At 57.4% G+C, this 25,464-nt stretch carries 23 protein-coding genes; 14 read left to right on the top strand and 9 right to left on the bottom strand.

The window, feature by feature from the left end:
• Nucleotides 1–12 precede the first annotated feature (12 nt).
• Nucleotides 13–1,707, bottom strand: a complete 1,695-nt coding sequence (gene narQ, locus F0320_RS15685) for a nitrate/nitrite two-component system sensor histidine kinase NarQ (RefSeq protein WP_126330043.1) — start codon at nucleotides 1,705–1,707, stop codon at nucleotides 13–15.
• Nucleotides 1,708–1,859: 152 nt separating this feature from the next.
• On the opposite strand from narQ, the gene aegA reads away from it, so the two are divergent.
• From aegA to F0320_RS15670, 3 genes are all read left to right on the top strand, one after another.
• The gene (gene aegA, locus F0320_RS15680) at nucleotides 1,860–3,836 is read left to right on the top strand and encodes a formate-dependent uric acid utilization protein AegA (protein ID WP_126329928.1); all 1,977 of its coding nucleotides are present in this window, start codon (nucleotides 1,860–1,862) and stop codon (nucleotides 3,834–3,836) included.
• Between the two features lie 66 nt (nucleotides 3,837–3,902).
• Nucleotides 3,903–4,496: a GDP-mannose pyrophosphatase NudK gene (gene nudK / locus F0320_RS15675; protein ID WP_126329926.1), complete on the top strand. Its 594-nt coding sequence runs from the start codon at nucleotides 3,903–3,905 to the stop codon at nucleotides 4,494–4,496.
• 101 nt (nucleotides 4,497–4,597) lie between these two features.
• Entirely contained in the window at nucleotides 4,598–5,641 is a 1,044-nt protein-coding gene (locus F0320_RS15670) for a DUF1176 domain-containing protein (RefSeq protein WP_126329924.1), read from the top strand.
• A gap of 4 nt (nucleotides 5,642–5,645) precedes the next feature.
• Here F0320_RS15670 and tkt read toward each other — a convergent pair whose 3' ends face one another.
• Both tkt and tal read right to left on the bottom strand, forming a co-directional pair.
• Entirely contained in the window at nucleotides 5,646–7,634 is a 1,989-nt protein-coding gene (gene tkt, locus F0320_RS15665; RefSeq protein WP_126329922.1) for a transketolase, read from the bottom strand.
• A gap of 19 nt (nucleotides 7,635–7,653) precedes the next feature.
• On the bottom strand, nucleotides 7,654–8,604 hold the full coding sequence (gene tal, locus F0320_RS15660; protein ID WP_126329920.1) for a transaldolase: 951 nt from the start codon (nucleotides 8,602–8,604) through the stop codon (nucleotides 7,654–7,656).
• A 246-nt stretch (nucleotides 8,605–8,850) separates the two neighbouring features.
• On the opposite strand from tal, the gene maeB reads away from it, so the two are divergent.
• Entirely contained in the window at nucleotides 8,851–11,130 is a 2,280-nt protein-coding gene (maeB, locus tag F0320_RS15655) for an NADP-dependent oxaloacetate-decarboxylating malate dehydrogenase (RefSeq protein ID WP_126329918.1), read from the top strand.
• Nucleotides 11,131–11,177: 47 nt separating this feature from the next.
• Here maeB and hemF read toward each other — a convergent pair whose 3' ends face one another.
• A complete protein-coding gene (gene hemF / locus F0320_RS15650; protein WP_126329916.1) occupies nucleotides 11,178–12,077 on the bottom strand; it encodes an oxygen-dependent coproporphyrinogen oxidase in 900 nt (299 codons plus the stop codon).
• Complete coding sequence (gene amiA, locus F0320_RS15645) at nucleotides 12,077–12,952, bottom strand: N-acetylmuramoyl-L-alanine amidase AmiA (RefSeq protein ID WP_047652635.1); 876 nt, start codon at nucleotides 12,950–12,952, stop codon at nucleotides 12,077–12,079. Before amiA ends, hemF begins: the two co-directional genes overlap by 1 nt.
• 212 nt (nucleotides 12,953–13,164) lie before the next feature.
• On the opposite strand from amiA, the gene F0320_RS15640 reads away from it, so the two are divergent.
• The 10 genes from F0320_RS15640 (at nucleotide 13,165) to pdxK (ending at nucleotide 21,448) form a co-directional block, all read left to right on the top strand.
• On the top strand, nucleotides 13,165–13,590 hold the full coding sequence (locus F0320_RS15640) for a GNAT family acetyltransferase (protein ID WP_023308738.1): 426 nt from the start codon (nucleotides 13,165–13,167) through the stop codon (nucleotides 13,588–13,590).
• On the top strand, nucleotides 13,577–14,026 hold the full coding sequence (locus F0320_RS15635; protein WP_126329914.1) for a DUF2919 domain-containing protein: 450 nt from the start codon (nucleotides 13,577–13,579) through the stop codon (nucleotides 14,024–14,026). Before F0320_RS15640 ends, F0320_RS15635 begins: the two co-directional genes overlap by 14 nt.
• A gap of 63 nt (nucleotides 14,027–14,089) precedes the next feature.
• Entirely contained in the window at nucleotides 14,090–14,665 is a 576-nt protein-coding gene (locus F0320_RS15630; RefSeq protein ID WP_126329912.1) for an RpoE-regulated lipoprotein, read from the top strand.
• 92 nt (nucleotides 14,666–14,757) lie between these two features.
• The gene (locus tag F0320_RS15625) at nucleotides 14,758–15,657 is read left to right on the top strand and encodes a Dyp-type peroxidase (RefSeq protein ID WP_126329910.1); all 900 of its coding nucleotides are present in this window, start codon (nucleotides 14,758–14,760) and stop codon (nucleotides 15,655–15,657) included.
• Nucleotides 15,658–15,821: 164 nt separating this feature from the next.
• The gene (locus tag F0320_RS15620; RefSeq protein ID WP_047652632.1) at nucleotides 15,822–16,835 is read left to right on the top strand and encodes a sulfate ABC transporter substrate-binding protein; all 1,014 of its coding nucleotides are present in this window, start codon (nucleotides 15,822–15,824) and stop codon (nucleotides 16,833–16,835) included.
• Nucleotides 16,835–17,668: a sulfate/thiosulfate ABC transporter permease CysT gene (gene cysT / locus F0320_RS15615; protein ID WP_008501609.1), complete on the top strand. Its 834-nt coding sequence runs from the start codon at nucleotides 16,835–16,837 to the stop codon at nucleotides 17,666–17,668. The genes F0320_RS15620 and cysT overlap by 1 nt, the downstream gene beginning before the upstream one ends.
• Nucleotides 17,668–18,543 (top strand): sulfate/thiosulfate ABC transporter permease CysW, encoded by an 876-nt coding sequence (gene cysW, locus F0320_RS15610; protein WP_028016163.1) that lies wholly within the window; start codon nucleotides 17,668–17,670, stop codon nucleotides 18,541–18,543. The genes cysT and cysW overlap by 1 nt, the downstream gene beginning before the upstream one ends.
• Nucleotides 18,533–19,627: a sulfate/thiosulfate ABC transporter ATP-binding protein CysA gene (cysA, locus tag F0320_RS15605; protein WP_126329908.1), complete on the top strand. Its 1,095-nt coding sequence runs from the start codon at nucleotides 18,533–18,535 to the stop codon at nucleotides 19,625–19,627. Before cysW ends, cysA begins: the two co-directional genes overlap by 11 nt.
• 67 nt (nucleotides 19,628–19,694) lie before the next feature.
• Entirely contained in the window at nucleotides 19,695–20,606 is a 912-nt protein-coding gene (gene cysM / locus F0320_RS15600; RefSeq protein WP_126329906.1) for a cysteine synthase CysM, read from the top strand.
• Nucleotides 20,607–20,611: 5 nt separating this feature from the next.
• Complete coding sequence (gene pdxK, locus F0320_RS15595) at nucleotides 20,612–21,448, top strand: pyridoxine/pyridoxal/pyridoxamine kinase (protein WP_126329904.1); 837 nt, start codon at nucleotides 20,612–20,614, stop codon at nucleotides 21,446–21,448.
• A gap of 44 nt (nucleotides 21,449–21,492) precedes the next feature.
• On the opposite strand, the gene crr is transcribed toward pdxK, so the two are convergent.
• The 4 genes from crr to cysK all read right to left on the bottom strand — a co-directional run bounded on the left by crr (nucleotide 21,493) and on the right by cysK (nucleotide 25,361).
• Complete coding sequence (crr, locus tag F0320_RS15590; protein WP_003861316.1) at nucleotides 21,493–22,002, bottom strand: PTS glucose transporter subunit IIA; 510 nt, start codon at nucleotides 22,000–22,002, stop codon at nucleotides 21,493–21,495.
• A 40-nt stretch (nucleotides 22,003–22,042) separates the two neighbouring features.
• Nucleotides 22,043–23,770 carry a phosphoenolpyruvate-protein phosphotransferase PtsI gene (ptsI, locus tag F0320_RS15585; protein WP_023332954.1) on the bottom strand — a complete coding sequence of 576 codons (1,728 nt, stop codon included), beginning with the start codon at nucleotides 23,768–23,770 and terminating at the stop codon, nucleotides 22,043–22,045.
• A 44-nt stretch (nucleotides 23,771–23,814) separates the two neighbouring features.
• On the bottom strand, nucleotides 23,815–24,072 hold the full coding sequence (gene ptsH / locus F0320_RS15580; RefSeq protein ID WP_000487600.1) for a phosphocarrier protein Hpr: 258 nt from the start codon (nucleotides 24,070–24,072) through the stop codon (nucleotides 23,815–23,817).
• A gap of 317 nt (nucleotides 24,073–24,389) precedes the next feature.
• Entirely contained in the window at nucleotides 24,390–25,361 is a 972-nt protein-coding gene (gene cysK, locus F0320_RS15575) for a cysteine synthase A (protein ID WP_014884739.1), read from the bottom strand.
• Between the last annotated feature and the right edge of the window lie 103 nt (nucleotides 25,362–25,464).

Here is a 25,464-nt window from a genome sequence, read left to right as displayed (position 1 = left end):
GCCCCTTTACCGTTATTTACCCGTTAACGGCGCGGGCGCCGGGAACGTCACGCTGACCAGCGTGCCGCCGTTTTGCGGCTGCGAGAAGTGCAGCATCCCGCCGAGCCGTTGCGCGCGTTCGCGCATAATGTTCAGGCCGTAATGTCCAGGCGGCTCGCTGGCTTCGCCAATCCCGATGCCGTTGTCACGAATGCTGACGCTGTGCGTACCGTCCACGGCGGTCACGCAGCTGACGGTGATCTCGCTGGCCTGCGCGTGCTTAATGGCGTTCAGCACGGCCTCACGCACGATCTGCAACAGATGCACCTGCTTTTGCGCGTCCAGCGCCAGCGAGGAGAGGCGGCAGTCAAGGTGCAGCTTCGCCTGCGTCTGGCTCTGCAGGACGTCGAGAGACTCCTGCAGCGCCGCGGGTAGGTTCGCGTGGTTCAGCGTCAGGCGGAAGGTGGTGAGCAGCTCGCGAAGCTGCTGCCAGGCATTATTCAGCTCGCGGGAGAAGTCGGTGATGATGGTCTGCGCCGGGGTATTTTCCTCGGGCACGGCGCGTTTGAGCAGCGCAAGCTGAATGCGCAGATACGACAGGACCTGCGCCAGCGAATCGTGAAGCTCGCGGGCAATGGTGGCGCGCTCTTCCATCAGCAGCAGCTGCTGGTAATGTTTTTGCGCCTGGTTAAAGTACAGCCCGCGCCCGAGCATGGTCGCCACGCTTCTCATCAGCGGAAGGGGAACGCTGTCCGTCTCGCTTTGCCAGCGCAGCTCGCCATAAAGGGTGTCCTGCATCAGTACCGGCAGGTGCTGCAGAGGAGTGCCATGTGACTCCGTCCCTTCAGACAGCCGCCAGTCGTCGCTGGTGCGCAGTTCGAGATAATTCATCTGCGTATAGTCATGGACAATCTGCAGGATATGCCGGAAGCAGTGGCTGTCTATCTGGCCGGTGTTCAGCGCCTGCGAGCATTTGAACAGCATGTCGAGCTGCTGGTGGGCTTCATGCAAATGCCGCGTCTTTTCTGCGACCGAGGCTTCAAGCGAGCGGTAGAGCGTGGCTAACTCGGCGGACATGTGGTTGAAGGCGCGCGAGAGCTGGCCCAGCTCGTTCGGCAGGGCGGTGTCCGGCGCCGGGGTTGTAAATTCGCCACGCTCAACCCGTTCGCTGGCCGCCACCAGATTGTTAAGCGGCAGCACCACCTGGCGACGGATGCGTCGCAGGGTAAACAGCGTCAGCAGCAGGATCCCGAGGGCGCCCGCCAGCGAGAGCAGGGTCACCGTCTGAATTTTATGTTCGGTGTAGTGCTGAAGGGCGAGCACAAAGGCATCAATGCGGCCGACAAAATCCTCAATGTGGGTTTGATACCACGCGCTGTCGCCGCGGGCGATGCGCGCATCCATCTCCAGCCAGGCCACGTGCAGCTGCTGGTAGCGCGCTTTTACATCGTCCGGGACGTACCAGCGGTTCAGCTTCTGCAGTGCAGGCGCGTTCAGCGTCTGTTGCCAGCTGTCACGATGCGCGACAAGGGCAGGGCTGTTGCGCTGCATCTCGTAGCCCAGACGATAGCTCTGCATGCGCAGCGAACCCGCGATATTAATAGCTTCGGCGTCACGCTGGCTGCTGGCAAGCGTCAGCAGCGCGACGGTGCTGGTCAGCACGGATAAGGCAATTATCGAAAAGAAAGCCCAGGCAAGGCTTCCGGAAACGGGTCGTTTGACGGTCACAGAACGGCTCTCTGAATAAAATTGATCTGCTACAGGTTCACTGTAAATAATTCGGCATTCCGGGCATTTGAACATTGCCCGATCGCGCCGTGATGCGTAAATACCATATTCATACAAAGAATAAGGTTATTGAACCAAAAACAGGTGTGGTTATGAATCGTTTTATTATGGCTAACAGCCAGCAGTGCATCGGGTGTCGCGCCTGCGAAGTGGCCTGCGTGATGGCGCACAACGATGAGCAGCACGTCCTGAGCGAGCGCCATTTTCATCCCCGTATTACGGTCCTGAGAACCGGCGAGAAGAGTAGCCCCGTCACCTGCCATCACTGTGAAAACGCGCCCTGCGCGCAAAGCTGCCCGAACGGCGCCATCAGCAAATGCGATGACAGCGTACAGGTGAATCAACAAAAATGCATCGGCTGTAAGGCCTGCGTGGTGGCCTGCCCGTTTGGCACGATGGAGATTATCGTCACTCCGCTCGACAGCGGCGGCGTGAAGGCCTCGGCGAATAAATGCGATCTCTGCCTGACGCGGCCACACGGCCCGGCCTGTATCGAAAATTGCCCGGCAGATGTCCTCTCACTGGCGACGCCTGCTGTCCTTGATACTCTGGCGAAATCGCGCCGCCAGCGCACGGCCAGCCTGGAAGCGCAGCCCTGGCATGCGGAGGTCGTCAGAGAAGACGCTTCGCGCACCAAACTGCATCAGATGCAAACAACCCCGCCACGCGGCGAGCCCGACAAACTGGTTGCCGCAGAGCGCGTGGGCCATTTTAACGAAATTTACCTGCCGTTCCGGGCCGAACAGGCCGCCCGCGAGGCGTCGCGTTGCCTGAAGTGCGGAGAGCACAGCATTTGCGAATGGACCTGCCCGCTGCATAACCACATTCCGCAGTGGATCGAGCGCCTCAACGCGGGGGATATCGCCGGCGCGGTCGAGCTTTCTCATCAGACCAACTGTTTACCTGAAATTACCGGCCGCGTCTGTCCGCAGGATCGATTATGCGAAGGCGCCTGCACAATACGTGACGAGGCGGGATCTGTGACCATCGGTAACATCGAGCGCTATATCTCCGATCGGGCGCTGGCGATGGGCTGGCGGCCGGATATGTCCGCCGTCACGCCGTCAGGTAAACGAGTCGCGATCGTCGGCGCGGGGCCCGCCGGGCTGGCGTGCGCCGACGTGCTGGCGCGCAGCGGCGCGAGCGTGACGGTCTATGACCGGCATCCGGAAATTGGCGGATTGCTGACCTTTGGCATCCCGGCATTTAAGCTGGACAAATTGCTGCTCGCGCGGCGCAGAGAGATATTTACCGCGATGGGGATCCGCTTCGAGCTGAACTGCGAGGTGGGCCAGGACGTGTCGATGTCTCAGTTAAAGAACGATTACGACGCCCTGTTTATTGGCGTGGGAACCTATCGCTCGATGAAGGCGGGTATCCCGCATGAGGACGCGCCAGGGGTCTACGACGCGCTGCCTTTCCTGGTGGGCAATACGCGGCACGTTATGGGGCTGGGGTCGACGGCCAGCGAACCGTTCATCGACACCCGTGGTTTAAACGTGGTGGTGCTTGGCGGGGGCGATACCGCGATGGACTGCGTCCGCACCGCGTTACGCCACGGCGCGGCGAAGGTGACCTGCGCCTATCGTCGGAATGAGGCCAATATGCCGGGCTCGAAGAAAGAGGTGAAGAATGCCCGAGAAGAGGGCGCGGCGTTTGAATTTAACGTTCAGCCGGTCGAGCTGACGCTGGATCCCGACGGAAAGGTCAACGGTATCCGGATGCTGCGTACCGAGCTCGGAGAGCCGGACGCGCAGGGACGGCGTCGGCCCGTTCCGGTAGCGGGCAGCGAGTTCGTGATGGCGGCTGATGCGGTCATCATGGCGTTTGGTTTTAACCCGCACGCGATGCCGTGGCTTCAGGCGCAGGGTGTCGAAACGGATGATCGGGGGCGGATCGTTGCTTCGGTCGAGAGCCGCTACCGTTACCAGACGACCAACCCACAGATCTTCGCCGGGGGCGATGCGGTACGCGGCGCGGATCTGGTGGTGACCGCAATGGCGGAAGGGCGTCATGCGGCGCAGGGGATACTCGACTGGCTTGGGGTTAACGCGCCAAAACATCATTAATCCGGCGGGCGACAAAGCGGGATTCACGGCGTAGTATAGGACGACTCATTGTGTTGTGGAGCCCGTATGACCTTGAAAATTGACGTTATCAAAGACAAAATTCTCTCTGAAAACTACTTTGTCCTGCGTAACATCACCTATGACCTTACGCGTAACAACGGTGAGGTGATCCGCCACAAACGCGAGGTCTACGACCGCGGCAACGGGGCAACCATTCTGCTCTATAACCGTGAAAAGCAGAGCGTGGTGCTGATCCGTCAGTTCAGAGTGGCGACATGGGTTAATGGCAACCCTGACGGACGTCTGATTGAAACCTGCGCGGGCCTGCTCGATGATGATGAGCCGGAAGTTTGTATCCGCAAAGAGGCCGTGGAAGAGACCGGCTTCGAAGTGGGCAAGGTCAAAAAGGTCTTCGAGCTGTTTATGTCGCCGGGCGGCGTAACGGAAATTGTGCATTTCTTCATCGCGGAATACAGCGACGCGCAGCGCACTCACCGCGGCGGTGGCGTGGAGGATGAAGATATCGAAGTGCTGGAGCTTCCTTTTGCCCGGGCGCTGGAGATGATGCGTTCAGGCGAAATCAGGGATGGTAAAGCGGTGATATTACTGCAGTATTTACAGACAACCGGGCTGATGAAGACCACTTTCGAACGGATATAGCCTGTTTTTCGGGTATATCTGATAAATCCGATTGAGCAACCCCGGCGGGAACACGAAGATACTGCCCAGTTAAGCGTTTTCGTTCCGGGATTGTGTCATTCATGCGCTACAGCGTCTTTTTGTTTTACCTGTTTTGTGTGCTCCTCGCGCCGCAGGTGCGGGCTGCACCTGCCCAGCAAGCCTTCTCCGACTGGCAGGTAACCTGCAATAACCAGAATTTTTGCCTTGCACGCAACACGGGTGAACACCGTGGTCTGGTCATGACGCTCACCCGTAGTGCCGGGGCGAAAACGGACGCCACGCTGCGTATCGATCTTGGCGGTCTTGATGCGCCCCCGGTCAAAGAGCCAGAGATTGCTCCCCGGCTGCTGCTGGATAACGTTCCCCTGAAGCTGGACAAACAGCGCTGGCAGCTCACGCCCTGGCATCTGAAAACGGACGATGCGGCCACCATCACCGCCTTTCTGAAAAACATCCAGGAAGGGAAGGCCCTGACCCTGCGCGGCGGTAAGCAGGTCATTTCACTGACCGGGCTTAAGGCCGCGCTGCTGTTCATTGATGCGCAGCAAAAGCGCGTCGGCAGCGAAACCGCGTGGATCAAGAAAGGTGACGATCCGCCGTTAAGCGTTCCGCCTGCTCCCGCCCTAAAAAAGGTGGCGGTCGTCAACCCGACCCCAACGCCGCTCTCCCACGCCGAACTGAACGACCTGCTGGACTATGGTACCGGACGGATGAACACCAGCCAGTGCTCTCTGGATCCTAACCGTCGCGAAGTGCGCGTCACCGCGTTAACCGATGACAAAGCGCTGCTGATCGTCAGCTGCGAGGCGGGGGCCTATAACACCGTCGATCTGGCGTGGCTGGTATCACGTAAAAAACCGTTCACGGCACGAAGCGTCAGGCTGCGCCTGCCGTTTACGCCGTCAGACGACGGGAGCGAAATGGAGTTGATGAATGCCAGCTTCGATGAAAAGACGCGCGAGCTGACAACGCTCGCGCTGGGGCGCGGTTTGGGCGATTGCGGGATACAGACGCGCTGGCGTTTTGACGGCCAGCGTTTCCGCCTGGTGCGCTACGCCGAGGAGCCCAGCTGCGACAACTGGAATGGGCCAGATGCCTGGCCCACGCTGTGGATCACGCGGTAAAGCACTACAGCACGCTCAGCGCCTTCTCCACTACGTTCTCAACGGTAAAGCCGAAGTACGGGAACAGCTTGTCGGCAGGGGCGGATTCACCGTAACCCCGCATGCCGACAATCGCCCCTTTGAGCCCGACATATTTGTACCAGTAGTCGGCAATACCGGCCTCCACCGCCACGCGAGCCGCGACGCTGGACGGCAGGACCGATTCCCGGTACGCCTCGTCCTGGGCGTCAAAAATATCCGTGGAGGGCAGGGATACGACCCGAACCGCGTGTCCTTCGGCAGTCAGTTTCTCCGCCGCTTTCACCGTGATTTCCACCTCGGAACCGGTCGCAATCAGGATCACGTCCGGCTTGCCGCCGCTGTCCTTCAGGATGTAGCCGCCGCGGGCGATGTTTTTCACCTGCTCCGGGGTTCGCTCAATCTGCGCCAGGTTCTGGCGTGACAGAATCAATGCCGTTGGGCCATCGTGGCGTTCTACCGCCAGCTTCCAGCCCACCGCCGCTTCAACCTGATCGCATGGACGCCACGTGCTGAAGTTCGGCGTTAAGCGCAGGCTCGCCAGCTGTTCCACCGCCTGGTGAGTAGGCCCGTCTTCCCCCAGACCGATGGAGTCGTGGGTATAGACCATAATCTGCCGCGCCTTCATTAAGGCCGCCATGCGCGCCGCGTTACGGGCGTACTCGACGAACATCAGGAAGGTGGCGGTGTACGGCACAAACCCGCCGTGATGGGCGATGCCGTTGGCAATGGCGGTCATCCCGAACTCGCGCACGCCGTAGTGGATGTAGTTCCCGGCAATGTCCTCTTTCAGCGATTTTGAGCCCGACCAGATGGTCAGGTTGCTGGGCGCCAGATCCGCTGAGCCGCCGAGCAGTTCAGGCAGGAGAGGGCCGATTGCGTTCAGGGTATTTTGCGACGCCTTGCGGGTGGCGATTTTCGCCGGGTTGGACTGCAGGTTTTCAATCAGCGCCTGGGTTTTATCGTCCCAGTCCTCCGGCAGGCCGCCGCTCATGCGGCGGGAAAACTCGGCGGCGAGATCCGGGTGCGCTTTTTTGTAGGCGGCAAACTTCTCGTTCCAGGACTGCTGGGCCTTTTCGCCCGCCTCACGGGCATCCCAGGCTCTGTAGATCTCTTTCGGGATCTCAAACGGTGGATGTTTCCAGCCCAGCTTCTGCCGGGTCAGCGCCACTTCTTCCTCGCCCAGCGCCGCGCCGTGCGCCTCCTCTTTGCCCGCCTTGTTCGGCGAGCCGAAGCCGATAACCGTGCGGCAGATAATCAGGGACGGTTTATCCTTCACGCTCTGCGCTTCCTGAATCGCTTTTTTCACCGCTTCAGGGTCGTGGCCGTCGATCTCGTGCACCACGTGCCAGTGGTAGGCTTCAAAGCGTTTTGCCGTGTCGTCGGTAAACCAGCCTTCGGTCTCCCCGTCGATGGAGATGCCGTTGTGATCGTAGAAGCCAATCAGCTTTCCGAGCCCCAGCGTGCCCGCCAGGGAGCAGACCTCATGGGAGATCCCTTCCATCAGGCAGCCGTCGCCCATAAACACGTAGGTGTAGTGGTCGACAATCTCGTGGTCCGGCTGGTTAAACTGCGCCGCCAGCGTACGCTCGGCAATCGCCAGTCCAACCGCATTGGCCAGCCCCTGACCGAGCGGCCCGGTGGTGGTCTCCACGCCTGGCGTATAGCCAATCTCCGGGTGCCCCGGCGTTTTGGAGTGCAGCTGGCGGAAGTTTTTCAGCTCCTCAAGCGGCAGATCGTAGCCGGAAAGGTGCAGCAGGCTGTAGAGCAGCATTGAGGCGTGACCGTTGGAGAGAATAAAGCGGTCGCGATCGTACCAGGTCGGGTCATTGGGGTTGTGCTTAAGAAAGTCGTTCCACAGCACTTCGGCAATATCAGCCATGCCCATCGGCGCGCCGGGGTGGCCGGAATTGGCTTTTTGCACGGCATCCATGCTGAGGGCGCGAATGGCATTGGCTAGCTCTTTACGGGACATAGTTCACTCCGTGGCAAGGTTAAAGTTTGGCGGCGAGAAGATCTTCAAGTTTGCGCTGGTCGACGGCGAACTGGCGGATGCCGTCCGCCAGTTTTTCCACGGCCATGGCGTCCTGATTGTGCTCCCAGCGGAACTCCGCTTCGGTCATGGCTTTCGGTTTTGGCAGAACGGTGGAGGTCGGCACCAGCTTGCGGATCACCGTTTCGTCTTTGTCCTGTAGCTCCTGGAGCAGGTTAGGGGAGATGGTCAGACGATCGCAGCCTGCCAGGGCGAGGATCTGCTCGGTACGGCGGAAGCTGGCCCCCATGACGATGGTTTCGTAGCGGTGCTGTTTGTAGTAGTCGTAGATATTACGGACCGATTTCACGCCCGGATCCTCATCCACCACGTACGGATCCATCGGCTGTTTCGCCTGATACCAGTCGTAGATGCGCCCGACAAACGGCGAGACGAGGAACACGCCCGCTTCAGCGCAGGCGCGCGCCTGGGCAAACGAAAACAGCAGCGTCAGGTTGCAGTGAATGCCCTCTTTCTCCAGTACCTCCGCCGCGCGGATGCCTTCCCAGGTAGAGGCGAGTTTGATCAGAATGCGTGATTTATCGATCCCCTGCTCCTCGTAGAGTTCCACCAGGCGACGCGCCTTATTTATGCTCTTTTCTTTATCGAACGAGAGGCGGGCGTCGACTTCGGTCGAGACGCGGCCCGGGATGCTTTTAAGAATTTCCGCACCAAAATTAACCGCCAGCTTGTCGCTGGCTTCGGCAACCTGCTGCTCCTGCGTTTTCCCGCGCTGTTTACCGTAGGCAATAGCGTCATCAATCAGATGGCTAAAATGGGCAAGCCCTGCCGCTTTGAGCAGTAGCGAAGGGTTAGTGGTCGCGTCCTCCGGCTGATAGTGGCGAATCGACTCGATATCGCCGCTGTCTGCCACCACCGTAGTGAATTGTTTGATGCCGTCTAGCTGGTTCATAAATGATTACTCCTTGGAAATAAAAGAGTTAGATGAGTGCGTTAGTTCACACTTCTGGAAAAATCATGATGGACTTAACAAAAAAGCATAGCAGACGGGGGAGGCATTGCTTTTGAGACGGGTAACATGGCTGTTATAAATTGATAACAATTTTTAATGTGTGATGGTGAGAGTTTGGCAGCCTTCAAAGTTTATGCGCTGTCCTGCGGCGATACTATCTGACCGATACGTAAAAGGAATAACAAGATGGACGATCAGTTGAAACAGAGTGCCCTCGATTTTCACGAGTTCCCTGTCCCGGGCAAAATCCAGGTCTCCCCAACCAAGCCGCTGGCAACCCAGCGCGATCTGGCGCTGGCCTATTCGCCGGGCGTGGCTGCACCGTGTCTGGAAATCGAAAAAGACCCGCTGGCGGCCTACAAATACACCGCGCGCGGTAACCTTGTCGCCGTGATCTCTAACGGCACGGCGGTGCTGGGGCTGGGCAATATCGGCGCGCTGGCCGGTAAGCCGGTGATGGAAGGGAAGGGGGTACTGTTCAAGAAATTCGCCGGTATCGATGTGTTCGATATCGAGGTGGATGAACTCGATCCTGACAAATTCATCAACGTGGTGGCCGCGCTGGAGCCGACCTTCGGCGGCATCAACCTGGAAGACATCAAAGCGCCGGAATGTTTCTATATCGAGCAGAAACTGCGCGAGCGTATGAACATTCCCGTGTTCCACGATGACCAGCACGGCACCGCGATTATCAGCACCGCCGCGATTCTCAACGGCCTGCGCGTGGTAGAGAAAAATCTCTCCGACGTGCGCATGGTGGTCTCTGGCGCAGGCGCCGCGGCCATCGCCTGTATGAACCTGCTGGTGGCGCTGGGTATGCAGAAACACAACATTGTGGTCTGCGACTCCAAAGGCGTTATCTATAAAGACCGCGAGCCGAACATGGCGGAAACCAAAGCGGCTTACGCGGTCGACGACGACGGTAAACGCACCCTGGACGACGTAATCGACGGCGCGGATATCTTCCTCGGCTGCTCGGGTCCGAAAGTGCTGACCCAGGAGATGGTGAAGAAGATGGCGCGTGCGCCAATGATCCTGGCCCTGGCGAACCCCGAGCCGGAAATCCTGCCGCCGCTTGCGAAAGCGGTGCGTGAAGACGCCATCATCTGTACCGGTCGTTCGGACTACCCGAACCAGGTCAACAACGTGCTCTGCTTCCCGTTCATCTTCCGCGGCGCGCTGGACGTTGGCGCAACGGCGATCAACGAAGAGATGAAGCTTGCCGCCGTTCACGCCATCGCGGAGCTGGCGCACGCCGAGCAGAGCGAAGTGGTTGCGTCTGCGTACGGCGATCAGGATCTGAGCTTCGGCCCGGACTACATCATTCCCAAACCGTTCGACCCGCGTCTGATTGTTAAAATCGCCCCAGCGGTGGCCAAAGCGGCGATGGACTCCGGCGTGGCGACGCGTCCGATTCACGATTTCGACGCGTACGTCGATAAGCTCACCGAGTTTGTCTATAAAACGAACCTGTTCATGAAGCCGATCTTCTCCCAGGCGCGTGCCGACGCGAAGCGCGTGGTGCTGGCGGAAGGGGAAGAGGCGCGCGTGCTGCACGCTACTCAGGAGCTGATCACCTTAGGCCTGGCGAAACCGATCCTGATTGGTCGTCCGAGCGTGATTGAAATGCGTATCCAGAAGCTGGGCCTGCAGATTAAGCCGGGCGTCGACTTCGAGATCGTAAACAACGAATCCGATCCGCGCTTCAAAGAGTACTGGAGCGAATACTACGCGATCATGAAGCGCCGGGGGATCACTCAGGAGCAGGCGCAGAAAGCGGTGATCAGCAACACGACGGTGATCGGCGCGATCATGGTTCATCGCGGCGAGGCGGATGCGCTGATCTGCGGCACCATCGGCGATTATCACGAGCACTTTAGCGTAGTGCAGGAGATCTTCGGCTATCGCGACGGCGTCCATACCGCCGGGGCGATGAACGCGCTGCTGCTGCCGAGCGGCAACACCTTTATTGCGGACACCTACGTTAACGACGATCCGACCCCGGACGAGCTGGCGGAGATCACCGTGATGGCCGCCGAGACCGTGCGTCGTTTTGGTATTGAGCCGAAGGTGGCGCTGCTGTCGCATTCTAACTTTGGTTCGTCTAAATCCGCGGCGGCCTGCAAAATGCGTCAGACGCTGGAGCTGGTGCGCGAGCGTGCGCCGGAGCTGATGATTGACGGGGAGATGCACGGCGATGCCGCGCTGGTGGAAAGCATCCGCAACGAGCGTATGCCGGACAGCCCGCTGAAGGGATCGGCCAACATACTGATTATGCCAAACGTGGAAGCGGCGCGTATCAGCTACAACCTGCTGCGCGTCTCCAGCTCTGAAGGGGTGACCGTAGGGCCGGTACTGATGGGCGTGGCGAAACCGGTGCACGTGTTAACGCCGATTGCCTCTGTGCGTCGTATCGTGAATATGGTGGCGCTGGCGGTGGTTGAGGCGCAGACGCAGCCGCTGTAATTTTTACCCTCACCCTAACCCTCTCCCAAAGGGAGAGGGGATAAGGGCTACACCCAGTCCCGAACCTGAATAAACTCACGCAAGGCAGCCTCCGGGCTGCCTTCTTTTGGTTCGTAGCAATACTCCCAGCGCACCAGCGGGGGCATCGACATCAGAATCGACTCCGTGCGCCCGCCGGTCTGCAGACCGAACAGCGTCCCGCGATCCCACACCAGGTTGAACTCCACGTAGCGCCCGCGGCGGTAGAGCTGGAACTCGCGCTCGCGCACGCCGTAGTCGGTATTTTTACGACGCTCGACAATCGGCAGATAGGCGTCGGTATACCCTTCGCCCACCGCTCGCATAAATCTGAACGCGGTATCAAAATCAGGCGTGTTGAGATCGTCAAAGAACAGCCCGCCGATGCCGCGCTGCTCGTCGCGGTGCTTCAGGTAAAAGTAGTCGTCGCACCACTTTTTAAATTTCGAGTAGACGTCTTCACCAAACGGCAGACAAAGGTCCCGCGCGGTGGTGTGCCAGTGCACGGCATCCTCTTCGAAGCCGTAGTAGGGCGTTAAATCGAAACCGCCACCGAACCACCAGACCGGGTCGGCGCCCGGTTTTTCCGCAATGAAAAAGCGCACGTTGGCGTGGCTGGTGGGCACGAACGGGTTGTGCGGGTGCACCACCAGCGAGACGCCCATCGCTTCGAAGCTGCGGCCCGCGAGTTCAGGACGATGTGCTGTCGCAGACGCGGGCATGGCGTCGCCGTGAACGTGGGAAAAATTCACGCCCGCCTGTTCGAAGATGCCGCCGTTTCGCAGTACGCGGCTGCGCCCGCCGCCTCCGGCCTCGCGCTGCCAGGTATCTTCCTGAAATTCACCGCCGTCTGCGGCAGCCAGTTTCTGGCAGATCTCATCCTGCAGCTGCAGCAGGAAGGTTTTGACCAGTTGAGCATCGGGTTTCATCAACGTTTCCTGGAGTGCGCTTTTTGGTTATCGAACCAGTTGAAGTAACTGATAATGCCGGAGGCGATAGCGTTGGCGATCTTCTGACGAAACGCCGTGGTGCCGAGCAGTCGCTCCTCTTCCGGGTTGGTAATGAAGGAGGTTTCCACCAGCACGGACGGGATGGACGGTGATTTCAGCACCACGAACGCCGCCTGCTCGGTGCTTTTGCTGTGCAGGCGGTGCACCGGCTTAATCCGCTTGAGGATATGCGAGCCGAGCGTCAGGCTGTTTTTAATCGTATCCGTCTGCACGAGGTCGAACAGCACCTGCTGTAGCAGGTGATCTTTGTCTGTGGCTTTCTTCCCGGCGACTTCATCCGCCCGGTTTTCGCGGTCGGAAAGGTATTTTGCCATGGCGCTACTGGCGCCACGGTTAGAGAGTGCAAACACCGAGGCACCGGCCGCAGAAGGGTTGGTAAAGCCGTCGGCGTGAATCGACATAAACAGATCCGCACCGTGCTGGTGGGCGATCTCAACGCGGTCATACAGCGGAATAAAGGTGTCGCCAGAGCGCGTCAGACGTGCGTCAATGCCGTTGCTGCGTAAAATTGCGCGCACATTTTTTGCAATTGCCAGCACGACGTGTTTTTCTTTCGACCCGTTTTTGCCGATAGCGCCGGTATCAATACCGCCGTGGCCCGGGTCGAGCATTACCAGACGCTTCGCGCCCGGCTTTTTGGTTTTCGGTTTGCTGTGTCCGTTACTGGTTTTGAGCGTGCTCTCGTCTTTCGCCTGAGCCTGCTTTGCGATGCCCGTTAACGTTAAGGCCGCCAGCCCCGCTTTGAGAACCTGACGACGCGATGTGAGTGCTTTTAATGGTTTGAATGTGCTCATGCGGCCTGAATACTAAAAAATGGGGTCCTGGTGTTATATCGTATCGTGTTTCCCGTTACGACAGTCCATGTTGAGAATTGTTTTACTTTTCATTTCAATACGTGACAAAGTGACATTATGCCAAATTTTGGCGAGATTTTCCCCGGTTATTGGCGAAAGGCGAGCTTCGCGCCATAATCACTGTTTTTAAACCCGAAAAGGCGGTTAATACCATGGAGATACGCGTTTTTCGCCAGGAAGATTTCGAAGAGGTGATCACCCTTTGGGAGCGCTGCGATCTGCTGCGTCCGTGGAACGATCCGGAAATGGATATCGAACGTAAGGTGAATCACGACGTCAGTCTGTTTCTGGTCGCGGAAGTCAATGGCGAGGTTGTGGGGACGGTAATGGGCGGTTACGACGGCCACCGCGGCTCGGCCTATTATCTGGGCGTCCACCCCGAATACCGTGGCCGCGGCATTGCCAATGCGCTGCTGAACCGGCTCGAGAAGAAGCTGATCGCCCGCGGCTGCCCGAAAATCCAGATCATGGTGCGGGAAGATAACGACGTGGTGCTGGGCATGTATGAGCGTCTGGGCTACGAGCATTCCGACGTGCTGAGTTTAGGAAAGCGTCTGATCGAAGATGAAGAGTACTGAGATCCATCCGGCAGACTATGACGCGCAGGGCCGCGTCAGGCTGCCCTTTTTATTCTGGTGCGTTCTGCTGCTCCAGGCCCGAACCTGGGTGCTGTTTGTGATGGCCGCCGCGTCGCGCGGGCAGGGCGACACGCTGCTGAATCTCTTTTATCCCGATCACGACGCCTTCTGGCTCGGTTTATTGCCGGGCGTACCGGCGGTGGTCGCTTTTTTGTGCAGCGGACGACGGCATACGATCCCTGGTTTCTGGCGCGCGCTTCGCTGGCTGCTGATCCTCGCCCAGGTTGCGCTGCTCTTCTGGCAGCCGGTACTCTGGTGGTACGGTGAACCGCTGACGGGCACCGGCGTTGCGCTGGTGGTTGCCGATATCGTGGCGCTGCTGTGGCTGCTGACCAACCCACGTCTTCGCGCCTGTTTTGCCCATCAGGATGATTAATCCGGCACTTTTTGCCGATGTCGCACTCCAACAAGCGTTGATTTAACAAGAAAGGACGTTTCAATGAAATCGCTGCGTTTATTTTTATGCGCTCTCCCGCTGGCGTTGACCGGCTGTTCGACGCTCTCCTCCATTAACTGGTCCGCCGCGTATCCGTGGAACTGGTTTGGCTCATCGACGGAAGTGACCGAGCAGGGCGTGGGGAAAATTACCGCCGCGACGGCGCTGGATCAGGACGCCATTCAGGATGCGCTCAGCGGCGATTACCGCCTGCGCAGCGGCATGAAAACGGAGAATGGCAATATTGTTCGCTATTATGAAGCGCTGAAGGGCGACAAGCTGGCGCTGGTGATTAACGGTGACAAAGGCACCGTAAACCGCATTGCCGTGATGGATGAAGATATTCCGACGGCGAGCGGTGTGAAGGTGGGCACGCCGTTCAGCGACCTTTATAAGCAGGCTTTTGGCAACTGCACCAGCCTGCCGTCTGACGACAAGGTCGCGGTGGAATGTAAGGCTGAGGGCAGCCAGCACATCAGCTATGTCTTCACCGGAACCTGGAGCGGCCCGGAAGGTCTGATGCCGTCTGACGACACGCTCAGGAGCTGGAAAGTGAGCAAAATACTCTGGAAGCAGTAATTTGCGCCTGAACAAACCGCCTCGCTGAAATCCGGGTATAATAGCCGCCATCAATGCCACGCTAACGTGGCATCTTTATTTCAGGAGGAGCGATGTCTCAGGTTCAGAGTGGCATTTTGCCAGAACATTGCCGCGCGGCGATTTGGATTGAAGCCAATGTTAAAGGGGACGTGGATGCCCTGCGTGCGGCCAGTAAAGCGTTTGTTGATAAGCTGGCTACCTTCCAGGCCAAATTCCCGGAAGCTCACCTCGGCGCCGTTGTCGCCTTTGGCAATAATGTCTGGCGTCAGCTGAGCGGTGGCGAAGGGGCGGAAGAGCTGAAAGACTTCATCCCTTACGGCAAAGGTCTGGCTCCGGCAACCCAGTACGACGTGCTGATCCACATTCTCTCCCTGCGTCACGACGTGAACTTCTCCGTTGCCCAGGCGGCGGTAGCGGCCTTTGGCGACAGCATTGAGGTGCAGGAAGAGGTTCACGGTTTCCGCTGGGTGGAAGAGCGCGATCTGAGCGGCTTCGTCGACGGGACGGAAAACCCGGCGGGTGAAGAGGTTCGTCGCGACGTGGCGGTGATTAAAGACGGCGTGGACGCGGGCGGCAGCTACGTGTTCGTGCAGCGCTGGGAGCACAACCTCAGGCAGCTTAACCGCATGAGCGTGCACGATCAGGAGATGATGATTGGTCGTACTAAAGAAGCCAACGAAGAGATCGACGGTGACGATCGCCCTGTGACCTCTCACCTGACCCGCGTTGACCTCAAAGAGGACGGCAAAGGGCTGAAGATTGTCCGCCAGAGCCTGCCGTACGGTACCGCAAGCGGCACGCACGGCCTCTACTTCTGCGCCTACTGCGCGCGCCTGTATAACATTGAGCAGCAGCTGCTGAGCATGTTCGGCGATACCGACGGCAAGCGCGACGCCATGCTGCGCTTCACCAAACCGGTGACCGGTGGCTACTACTTCGCGCCGTCCGTTGAGCGTCTGCTGGCGCTGTAATGTCCTTTCGCCCTCTCCCTGCGGGAGAGGGCTAGCATCAGGCCTCACCCTTATTCCCTTTTCTGCTTCTAAATCACCAAACGGTATATAAAACCGTTACTCCTTTCATCCCCGTTATAAATATTATGACTATAAGATAGTCATCACATTTATAAGGGTGCGCAATGGCCGTTACTGTACTGAAAAAAGGAACTCTGGCGCTGGCAGGTTTACTGCTGGTTGCCCAGGCGCAGGCGACTGAACTGTTAAACAGTTCGTATGACGTCTCCCGCGAGCTGTTTGCCGCCCTTAATCCACCGTTCGAACAGCAGTGGGCAAAAGACAATAACGGCGACAAGCTGACCATCAAGCAGTCCCACGCCGGCTCGTCCAAGCAGGCGCTGGCGATTTTGCAGGGCCTGAAAGCGGATGTGGTGACCTACAACCAGGTCACTGACGTGCAGATCCTGCACGACAAAGGCAAGCTCATCCCGGCAGACTGGCAGAGCCGCCTTCCGAACAACAGTTCCCCGTTCTATTCCACCATGGGCTTCCTGGTGCGTAAGGGCAACCCGAAGAATATCCACGACTGGAGCGATCTGGTGCGTTCCGACGTGAAGCTGATTTTCCCGAACCCGAAAACCTCCGGTAACGCGCGCTACACCTATTTAGCCGCGTGGGGCGCGGCGGACAAGGCTGACGGTAATGATAAAGCCAAAACCGAGCAGTTCATGACCCAGTTCCTGAAAAACGTCGAAGTGTTTGATACCGGCGGCCGCGGGGCGACCACGACCTTCGCGGAGCGCGGTCTCGGCGACGTGCTGATCAGCTTTGAATCGGAAGTGAATAACATCCGCAAACAGTATGAAGCGCAGGGCTTCGAGGTCGTTATACCGAAAACCAACATCCTGGCCGAGTTCCCGGTGGCGTGGGTGGATAAAAACGTGCAGGCGAACGGTACCGAGAAAGCGGCAAAAGCCTATCTCAACTACCTGTACAGCCCGCAGGCGCAGACCATCATTACCGATTACTACTACCGCGTGAATAACCCGGACGTAATGAACAAGCTGAAAGATAAATTCCCGCAGACCGATTTGTTCCGCGTGGAAGATCATTTCGGCTCCTGGCCTGACGTGATGAAAACGCATTTTGCCAGCGGCGGTGAGTTAGACAAACTGCTGGCGGCGGGGCGTAAGTAATGTTTGCAGTCTCGACAAAACGCGTGCTGCCGGGCTTTACCTTAAGCCTCGGGACCAGCCTGCTGTTCGTCTGCCTGATCCTGCTGTTGCCGCTCAGCGCGCTGGTGATGCAGCTTGCTCAGATGAGCTGGGCGCAGTACTGGGACGTGATCACCAACCCGCAGGTGGTGGCGGCATATAAGGTGACGCTGCTGTCGGCGTTTGTCGCCTCCATTTTTAACGGCGTGTTTGGCCTTCTGATGGCGTGGATTTTAACCCGCTATCGCTTCCCGGGTCGCACGCTGCTTGACGCCCTGATGGATCTGCCGTTTGCGCTGCCGACGGCGGTGGCGGGCTTAACCCTCGCGTCGCTTTTCTCCGTGAACGGGCTGTACGGCGAGTGGCTGGCGAAATTTGACATCAAAGTAACCTACACCTGGCTCGGTATCGCGGTGGCGATGGCCTTTACCAGCATCCCGTTTGTGGTCCGTACCGTGCAGCCAGTGCTGGAAGAGTTAGGTCCGGAATACGAAGAAGCGGCGGAAACGCTGGGCGCCACGCGCTGGCAGAGCTTCCGCAAGGTGGTTTTGCCTGAACTGTCACCGGCGCTGATGGCGGGCGTCGCGCTGTCGTTTACCCGCAGCCTCGGTGAGTTCGGCGCGGTGATTTTTATCGCCGGGAACATCGCCTGGAAAACAGAAGTCACCTCGCTGATGATTTTCATCCGTTTGCAGGAGTTTGATTATCCGGCGGCGAGCGCGATTGCTTCGGTGATCCTGGCGGCCTCGCTGCTGCTGCTGTACTCGATTAATACTCTGCAAAGTCGCTTTGGTCGACGCGTGGTAGGTCACTGATGGCGGAAGTTACGCAATTGAAGCGATACGATGCACCCCGTATTAACTGGGGCAAATGGTTTCTCATTGGGGCGGGCGTGCTGGTTTCCGCCCTCATTCTCGTCGTGCCGACGATCTATATCTTCGTTCAGGCTTTCAGCAAGGGCCTGATGCCCGCGCTGGAAAACCTGGCGAACCCGGATATGCTGCATGCCATCTGGCTGACCGTGCTGATTGCGTTGATCACCGTGCCGGTGAACCTCGTGTTCGGTACCCTGCTGGCCTGGCTGGTGACCCGCTTTAACTTCCCGGGGCGTCAGCTGCTGCTGACCCTGCTGGATATTCCGTTTGCCGTGTCGCCGGTGGTGGCCGGTCTGGTGTACCTGCTCTTTTACGGCTCCAACGGTCCGCTGGGCGGCTGGCTGGATGAGCATAACCTGCAGATCATGTTCGCCTGGCCGGGCATGGTTCTGGTCACCATCTTCGTGACCTGTCCGTTTGTGGTGCGCGAGCTGGTGCCGGTGATGTTAAGCCAGGGGAGCAACGAAGACGAAGCTGCGGTGCTGCTGGGCGCGTCAGGCTGGCAAATGTTCCGTCGCGTGACGCTGCCGAATATCCGCTGGGCGCTGCTTTACGGCGTGGTGCTGACCAACGCCCGCGCGATTGGCGAGTTCGGTGCCGTTTCCGTTGTTTCCGGCTCCATCCGGGGTGAAACCCTGTCGCTGCCGCTCCAGATTGAGCTGCTGCAGCAGGACTACAACACCATCGGCTCGTTTACTGCCGCAGCGTTGCTGACGCTGATGGCCATTTTGACCCTGTTTTTGAAGAGTGTGGTGCAGTGGCGTTTAGAAAATCAGGAAAAACGTCAGCATCAGGAGGGAAATCATGAGCATTGAGATTGCCAATATTAAGAAGTCTTTTGGTCGCACCCAGGTGCTGAATGATATCTCGCTGGATATCCCTTCCGGACAAATGGTGGCGCTGCTGGGGCCGTCCGGCTCGGGCAAAACCACGCTGCTGCGTATTATCGCCGGGCTTGAGCATCAGACCAGCGGGCACATTCGCTTCCACGGCACCGACGTTAGCCGCCTGCACGCCCGCGATCGTAAAGTAGGCTTTGTGTTCCAGCATTACGCGCTGTTCCGCCACATGACCGTGTTCGACAACATCGCGTTTGGCCTGACCGTGCTGCCGCGTCGCGAGCGCCCGGATGCGGCAACCATTAAAGCGAAAGTGACAAAACTGCTGGAGATGGTGCAGCTGGCTCACCTTGCGGACCGTTTCCCGGCCCAGCTGTCCGGCGGGCAGAAACAGCGTGTGGCGCTGGCGCGCGCGCTGGCCGTTGAGCCGCAAATTCTGCTGCTGGATGAACCCTTCGGCGCGCTGGATGCGCAGGTGCGTAAAGAGCTGCGTCGCTGGCTGCGTCAGCTGCATGAGGAGCTGAAATTCACCAGCGTCTTCGTGACCCACGACCAGGAAGAGGCGATGGAAGTCGCGGATCGCGTGGTGGTCATGAGTCAGGGCAACATTGAGCAGGTTGACGAGCCTGAACAGCTGTGGCGTGAACCGGCGACCCGCTTCGTGCTGGAGTTTATGGGCGAAGTGAACCGTCTGCAGGGCATCATTCGCGGCGGCCAGTTCCACGTGGGCGCGCATCGCTGGCCGCTGGGCTATACCTCCGCGCATCAGGGGCCGGTCGATCTGTTCCTGCGTCCGTGGGAAGTGGACGTGAGCCGCCGAACCAGCCTGGATTCACCGCTGCCGGTGCAGGTCCTGGAAGCTAGCCCTAAAGGTCACTACACCCAATTGGTGGTACAGCCGCTGGGCTGGTATACCGAGCCGCTGACCGTGGTCATGCGCGATGACGTGCCGCCGCACCGGGGGGAGCGCCTGTTTGTCGGGCTGCAGCATGCCCGTATTTATCACGGGAAGGAGCGTATTGAGACGCGCGAGGATATTGCTCTGGCGGAGTCAGCCTGATAGGTTAATGCGTATGTTTTTCGCCCGGTGGCGTAATGCTTACCGGGCTTTTTATTGAGCAAAAATCGTGAATACACTCGAACACACCATCGGCAACACTCCTCTGGTCAAACTTCAGCGCATGGGGCCGAACAACGGCAGCGAAATCTGGGTCAAACTCGAAGGCAATAACCCGGCGGGATCGGTAAAAGACCGTGCGGCGCTGTCGATGATTGTCCAGGCCGAAAAACGCGGAGAAATTAAGCCAGGAGACGTGCTGATTGAGGCTACCAGCGGCAACACCGGTATCGCCCTGGCGATGATTGCGGCGCTGAAAGGCTACCGCATGAAGCTGCTGATGCCGGACAACATGAGCCAGGAGCGCCGCGCCGCGATGCGTGCCTACGGGGCCGAGCTGATTCTGGTGACCAAAGAGCAGGGAATGGAAGGCGCACGCGACTTAGCGCTAGAAATGGCCGAGCGCGGCGAAGGTAAGCTGCTGGATCAGTTCAACAACCCGGACAACCCGTACGCGCACTACACCACCACCGGCCCGGAAATCTGGCAGCAGACCGACGGGCGTATCACCCATTTTGTCTCCAGCATGGGCACCACCGGCACCATTACCGGGGTATCGCGTTTTCTGCGCGAGCAGGAAAAAGTCGTCACCATCGTTGGCCTGCAGCCGGAAGAGGGGAGCAGCATTCCGGGCATTCGCCGCTGGCCCGCGGAATATATGCCGGGCATTTTTAATGCGCAGCTGGTGGATCGGGTGCTGGATATTCATCAGCGCGAGGCGGAGAATACCATGCGTGAGCTGGCCGTGCGTGAAGGCATATTCTGTGGGGTCAGTTCGGGTGGTGCTGTAGCAGGGGCAATCCGCGTTGCAAATGAAAACCCTGGCGCGGTTGTCGTGGCGATTATCTGCGATCGCGGCGATCGTTACCTGTCTACCGGCGTCTTTGGTGAAGAGAGTTATTCGCAGGGGGCGGGGATTTAAGCGTCATGGAGATGATTTTATTCCGGGATAACACCCGGGCGCAGCAAACCGACATTGTGGCGGTGCAGTCGCAGGTGGTGTACGGCAGCGTGGGGAACAGCATTGCGGTACCGAATATTCGTACCCACAGGCTGAACGTCACCGCCGTGCCGACGGTGCTGTTTAGCAACACGCCACACTATGACACCTTCTACGGCGGCGTGATCCCCGACGAGTGGTTCAGCGGTTATCTTAAGGCGCTGGAAGAGCGCGAGATCCTGCGCGAGCTTAAGGCGGTGACTACCGGCTATATGGGCAGCGCCAGCCAGATCGTCCTGCTGGCTCAATGGCTGAAGGCGGTCAAAGTGCAGCATCCTGACCTGCTGGTGCTGGTCGACCCGGTTATCGGCGATATCGACAGCGGTATGTACGTGAAGCCTGAGATCCCGCAGGCGTATCGGGAGCATCTGCTGCCGCTGGCGCAGGGGATTACGCCAAACGTCTATGAGCTGGAAGTGTTAAGCGGCAAACCGTGCCGTACGCCGGAAAGCGCCATCGATGCGGCGCAGGGACTGCTCTCCGACAGCCTGAAATGGGTGGCGATCACCAGTGCGCCGGTCGCCGATGACCCGGAAAACATCCACGTGGTGCTGGTGACGAATGAAGGCGTGACCGTCAGCGCGCATCCGCGCGTAGAAACCGATCTGAAAGGGACGGGCGACCTGTTCTGTTCAGAGCTGGTGAGCGGAATTGTTGAGGGGAAAACCGTTGCTGATGCCATTCGCATGGCCGGCGATCGGGTGACCGACGTGATGCTTTATACCCAGTCGAAAGGGTATGACGAGCTTATCCTCCCCGCATAAACAAAAATGGCGCCCGAAGGCGCCATTTTTCTGTGCGGCAAGAATTACTTCTTGATGCGGATAACCGGGGTTTCACCCACGGTGACGCTGCCAGACAGTTTGATCAGTTCTTTGATTTCGTCCATGTTGGAGATAACAACCGGCGTCAGGGTAGACTTGGCTTTTTCTTCCAGCAGTGGCAGATCGAATTCAATTACCGGGTCGCCAACTTTAACACGCTGGCCTTCTTCCGCGATACGTTTGAAGCCTTCGCCTTTCAGTTCAACGGTGTCGATACCGAAGTGAACGAACAGTTCGATACCGCTATCAGATTCGATAGAGAACGCATGGTTGGTTTCAAAAATTTTACCGATGGTGCCGTCAACTGGAGCAACCATTTTGTTGCCAGTTGGTTTGATAGCAATGCCATCACCAACGATTTTCTCAGCAAACACTACATCCGGCACGTCTTCGATGTTGACGATCTCGCCGGAGAGCGGAGCAACAATCTCAATAGTTCCGGAGTCTTTCTTATCATCAGAAACCAGAGATTTCAGTTTATCGAACAAACCCATGATCTTCTCCTAAGCAGTAATTTGGGCCGCATCTCGTGGATTAGCAGATTGTTTTTTCTTCAATGAACTTGTTAACCAGCGTCATTAACTCGTCCGTTGTCGGTTGAGCAAGAGCCTGCTCTGCTAACACCTTCGCATCTTCGAAGTTCGTGTTACGGATAATCTTCTTAATGCGCGGGATGGAAATGGCGCTCATAGAGAATTCGTCCAGACCCATACCCAGCAACAGAAGTGTAGCACGTTCGTCGCCTGCAAGCTCACCACACATGCCAGTCCATTTACCTTCTGCATGAGAAGCATCAATAACTTGCTTGATCAAGTTCAGTACGGACGGTGACATTGGTTGGTAGAGATGTGAAATCATATCATTACCACGGTCAACTGCCAGGGTGTACTGCGTTAAATCATTGGTACCGATACTAAAGAAATCAACTTCTTTGGCTAAATGACGCGCAATGGTCGCCGCCGCAGGTGTTTCCACCATCACGCCGATCTCGATTGACTCGTCAAACGCTTTACCTTCGTCGCGCAGTTCCTGTTTGTAGATTTCGATCTCTTTCTTCAGTGCACGCACTTCTTCAACAGAGATGATCATCGGGAACATGATGCGCAGTTTACCGAACGCAGAGGCACGCAGGATCGCGCGAACCTGGTCACGCAGGATCTCTTTACGATCCATCGCGATACGGATTGCACGCCAGCCCAGGAACGGGTTCTCTTCTTTCGGGAAGTTCATGTACGGCAGCTCTTTGTCGCCACCGATGTCCATGGTACGGACGATAACCGCCTGAGAGCCACAGGCTTCAGCCACGGCTTTATAGGCAGCAAACTGCTCTTCTTCCGTTGGCAGCGCGTCGCGGTCCATGAACAGGAATTCTGTACGATAGAGACCGACGCCTTCCGCACCGTTGCGCTCAGCGCCATCAACGTCGCGGACGGTACCGATGTTTGCGCACACTTCTACCTGATGGCCGTCCAGGGTGATGGCTGGCAGGTCTTTCAGCTTAGCGAGTTCCGCTTTTTCAGTCGCAACCTGCTCCTGAACCGCGCGCAGTTTATCGATCTCTTCATTGGTTGGATTGACGTAAACCAGATTGTTTACGGCATCCAGAATCAGATAGTCGCCGTTTTTCACCTGAGAGGTGACGCTACCGGTACCCACGATGGCAGGCAGTTCCAGAGAGCGCGCCATGATAGAGGTGTGGGAGGTACGGCCACCCGCGTCGGTGATGAAACCGAGGACCTTTTTCAGGTTCAGCTGTGCGGTTTCAGACGGGGTGAGGTCAGCGGCAACCAGGATGACTTCATCCTGAATCGCGCTCAGGTCGATAATGGCCAGACCCAGGATGTTGCGCAGTAGGCGCTTACCGATGTCACGTACGTCAGCCGCACGCTCTTTCAGGTATTCATCATCCAGTTCTTCCAGGGCAGTTGCCTGACCTTCGATAACTTCATGCGCAGCCGCGTCGGCCGTCATGCCTTTATCTTTAATCAGGGCTATGATTTCCTGCTCCAGCTCCTCATCTTCGAGCAGCATGATGTGCCCTTCGAAGATGGCTTCTTTTTCTTCACCGAAAGTTTCGCCAGCTTTAGTTTTGATTGCTTCCAGTTGCGCAGATGCCTTGGCACGACCGCTCAGAAAACGTTCAACTTCCTGATCAACCTTGTCGGCAGAAATTTTTTTCCGGTCGATGACGATCTCGTCTTCTTTCAGCAGCAGTGCTTTGCCGAAAGCGATACCCGGGGATGCTAAAATGCCTGAAATCATAACCCTACCTTACTTGTGACTGATATTTAAAAGAACCCGGAAACTTACTCGAGCTCAGCCATCAGTTTTACCAGATGCTCAACTGCTTTCTGCTCGTCTTCACCTTCTGCAGAGATGGTGACAACGGTGCCCTGAGTCAGGCCCAGAGTCTGCAGTTTGAACAGGCTTTTTGCGCTCGCGCTTTTGCCGTTGGAAGTCACAGTGATTTCAGAAGTGAAGCCTTTTGCTTCTTTAACAAACTGAGCAGCAGGGCGGGTGTGCAGACCGTTCGGAGCGGTAATGGTAACTTCTTGCTGGAACATTGTATTTCCCCAACTTATAGGTTTAGTGTTGTGGAACTAAAGTCTAGCCTGGCGACTGAACTTTAGCCTGTATTGTTAGCGCTGACGTTTCGATCGTCATTAAACATTATGCAGCGAAAGCAAGACTTGAACCAAATCATAAAATCGATTCAGCAAGGCTATTTCATTCACCGATTAATTTCACGCATCAAAATAATTGCTGGTTTAAATACCAGACCCAACGGGGTGAAGCAATGCCAGGAGGGGCAAAAGTTTGAAGCAGGCCACAAAAAAGCACCTGAAAAGGTGCTTTTTTACGCGTTATTAACATGCTGGCACTACTGTTGCAGTTCTTTTTCGGTAAACAGATCGGCAAACAGTGCGGTGCTCAGGTAACGCTCGCCCGAAGAAGGAAGGATAACCACAATATTCTTGTTGGTAAAGGCTTCATCTTCCTGAAGCTTGAGCGCTGCCGCAACGGCCGCACCGGAAGAAATACCCGCCAGAATGCCTTCTTCATCCATCAGGCGACGTGCGGTAGAGATGGCTTCTTCGTTAGTGATGGTCACCACTTTATCGATCAGCTTCAGATCCAGGTTGCCCGGAATGAAGCCTGCGCCAATACCCTGAATTTTATGCGGGCCTGGTTTAAGCTCTTCACCCGCCAGTGCCTGGGTGATAACCGGAGAGTCTGTTGGCTCAACGGCAACGGTGATCAGGTCTTTTTTACCTTTTGTGCCTTTAATATAGCGTGACACGCCGGTCAGCGTACCGCCGGTACCCACGCCGGAGATAAATACGTCAACCTGGCCGTCGGTATCTTCCCAGATTTCCGGACCGGTGGTCTTCTCGTGAATTTCCGGGTTAGCCGGGTTGCTGAACTGCTGCAGCAGCAGATATTTCGCCGGATCGCTGGCCACAATCTCTTCAGCTTTCTGAATGGCGCCCTTCATGCCCTTCGCGCCTTCGGTCAGCACCAGGTTCGCGCCCAGCGCTTTGAGCAGCTTACGACGCTCGATGCTCATGGTTTCTGGCATGGTCAGCGTCAGCTTGTAGCCACGCGCGGCAGCCACATAGGCCAGAGCGATACCGGTATTACCGCTGGTCGGTTCCACCAGCTCAACGCCAGGCTTCAGTACGCCACGTTTTTCAGCATCCCAAATCATGTTTGCACCGATACGGCATTTTACGCTGAAGCTCGGGTTACGTGATTCGACCTTCGCCAGAATGCGTCCATTACCGATACGGTTCAGTCGAACCAGGGGCGTATGACCGATAGTCAGCGAGTTGTCTTCATAAATCTTACTCATGGCCTGTCCTTAACTGTATGAAATTGGGATACCGACCCAGCATACCTGCTAAGCAGGTAGGGGGAAGTAAGGAATTCGCATATCTATATACTGCAAGGAAATA

The sequence above is a fragment of the Enterobacter dykesii genome (assembly GCF_008364625.2).
Lineage (GTDB): Bacteria > Pseudomonadota > Gammaproteobacteria > Enterobacterales > Enterobacteriaceae > Enterobacter > Enterobacter dykesii.
Note: the sequence above shows the minus strand (reverse complement) of the source record. Positions and strands in the feature narration are given on the sequence as shown.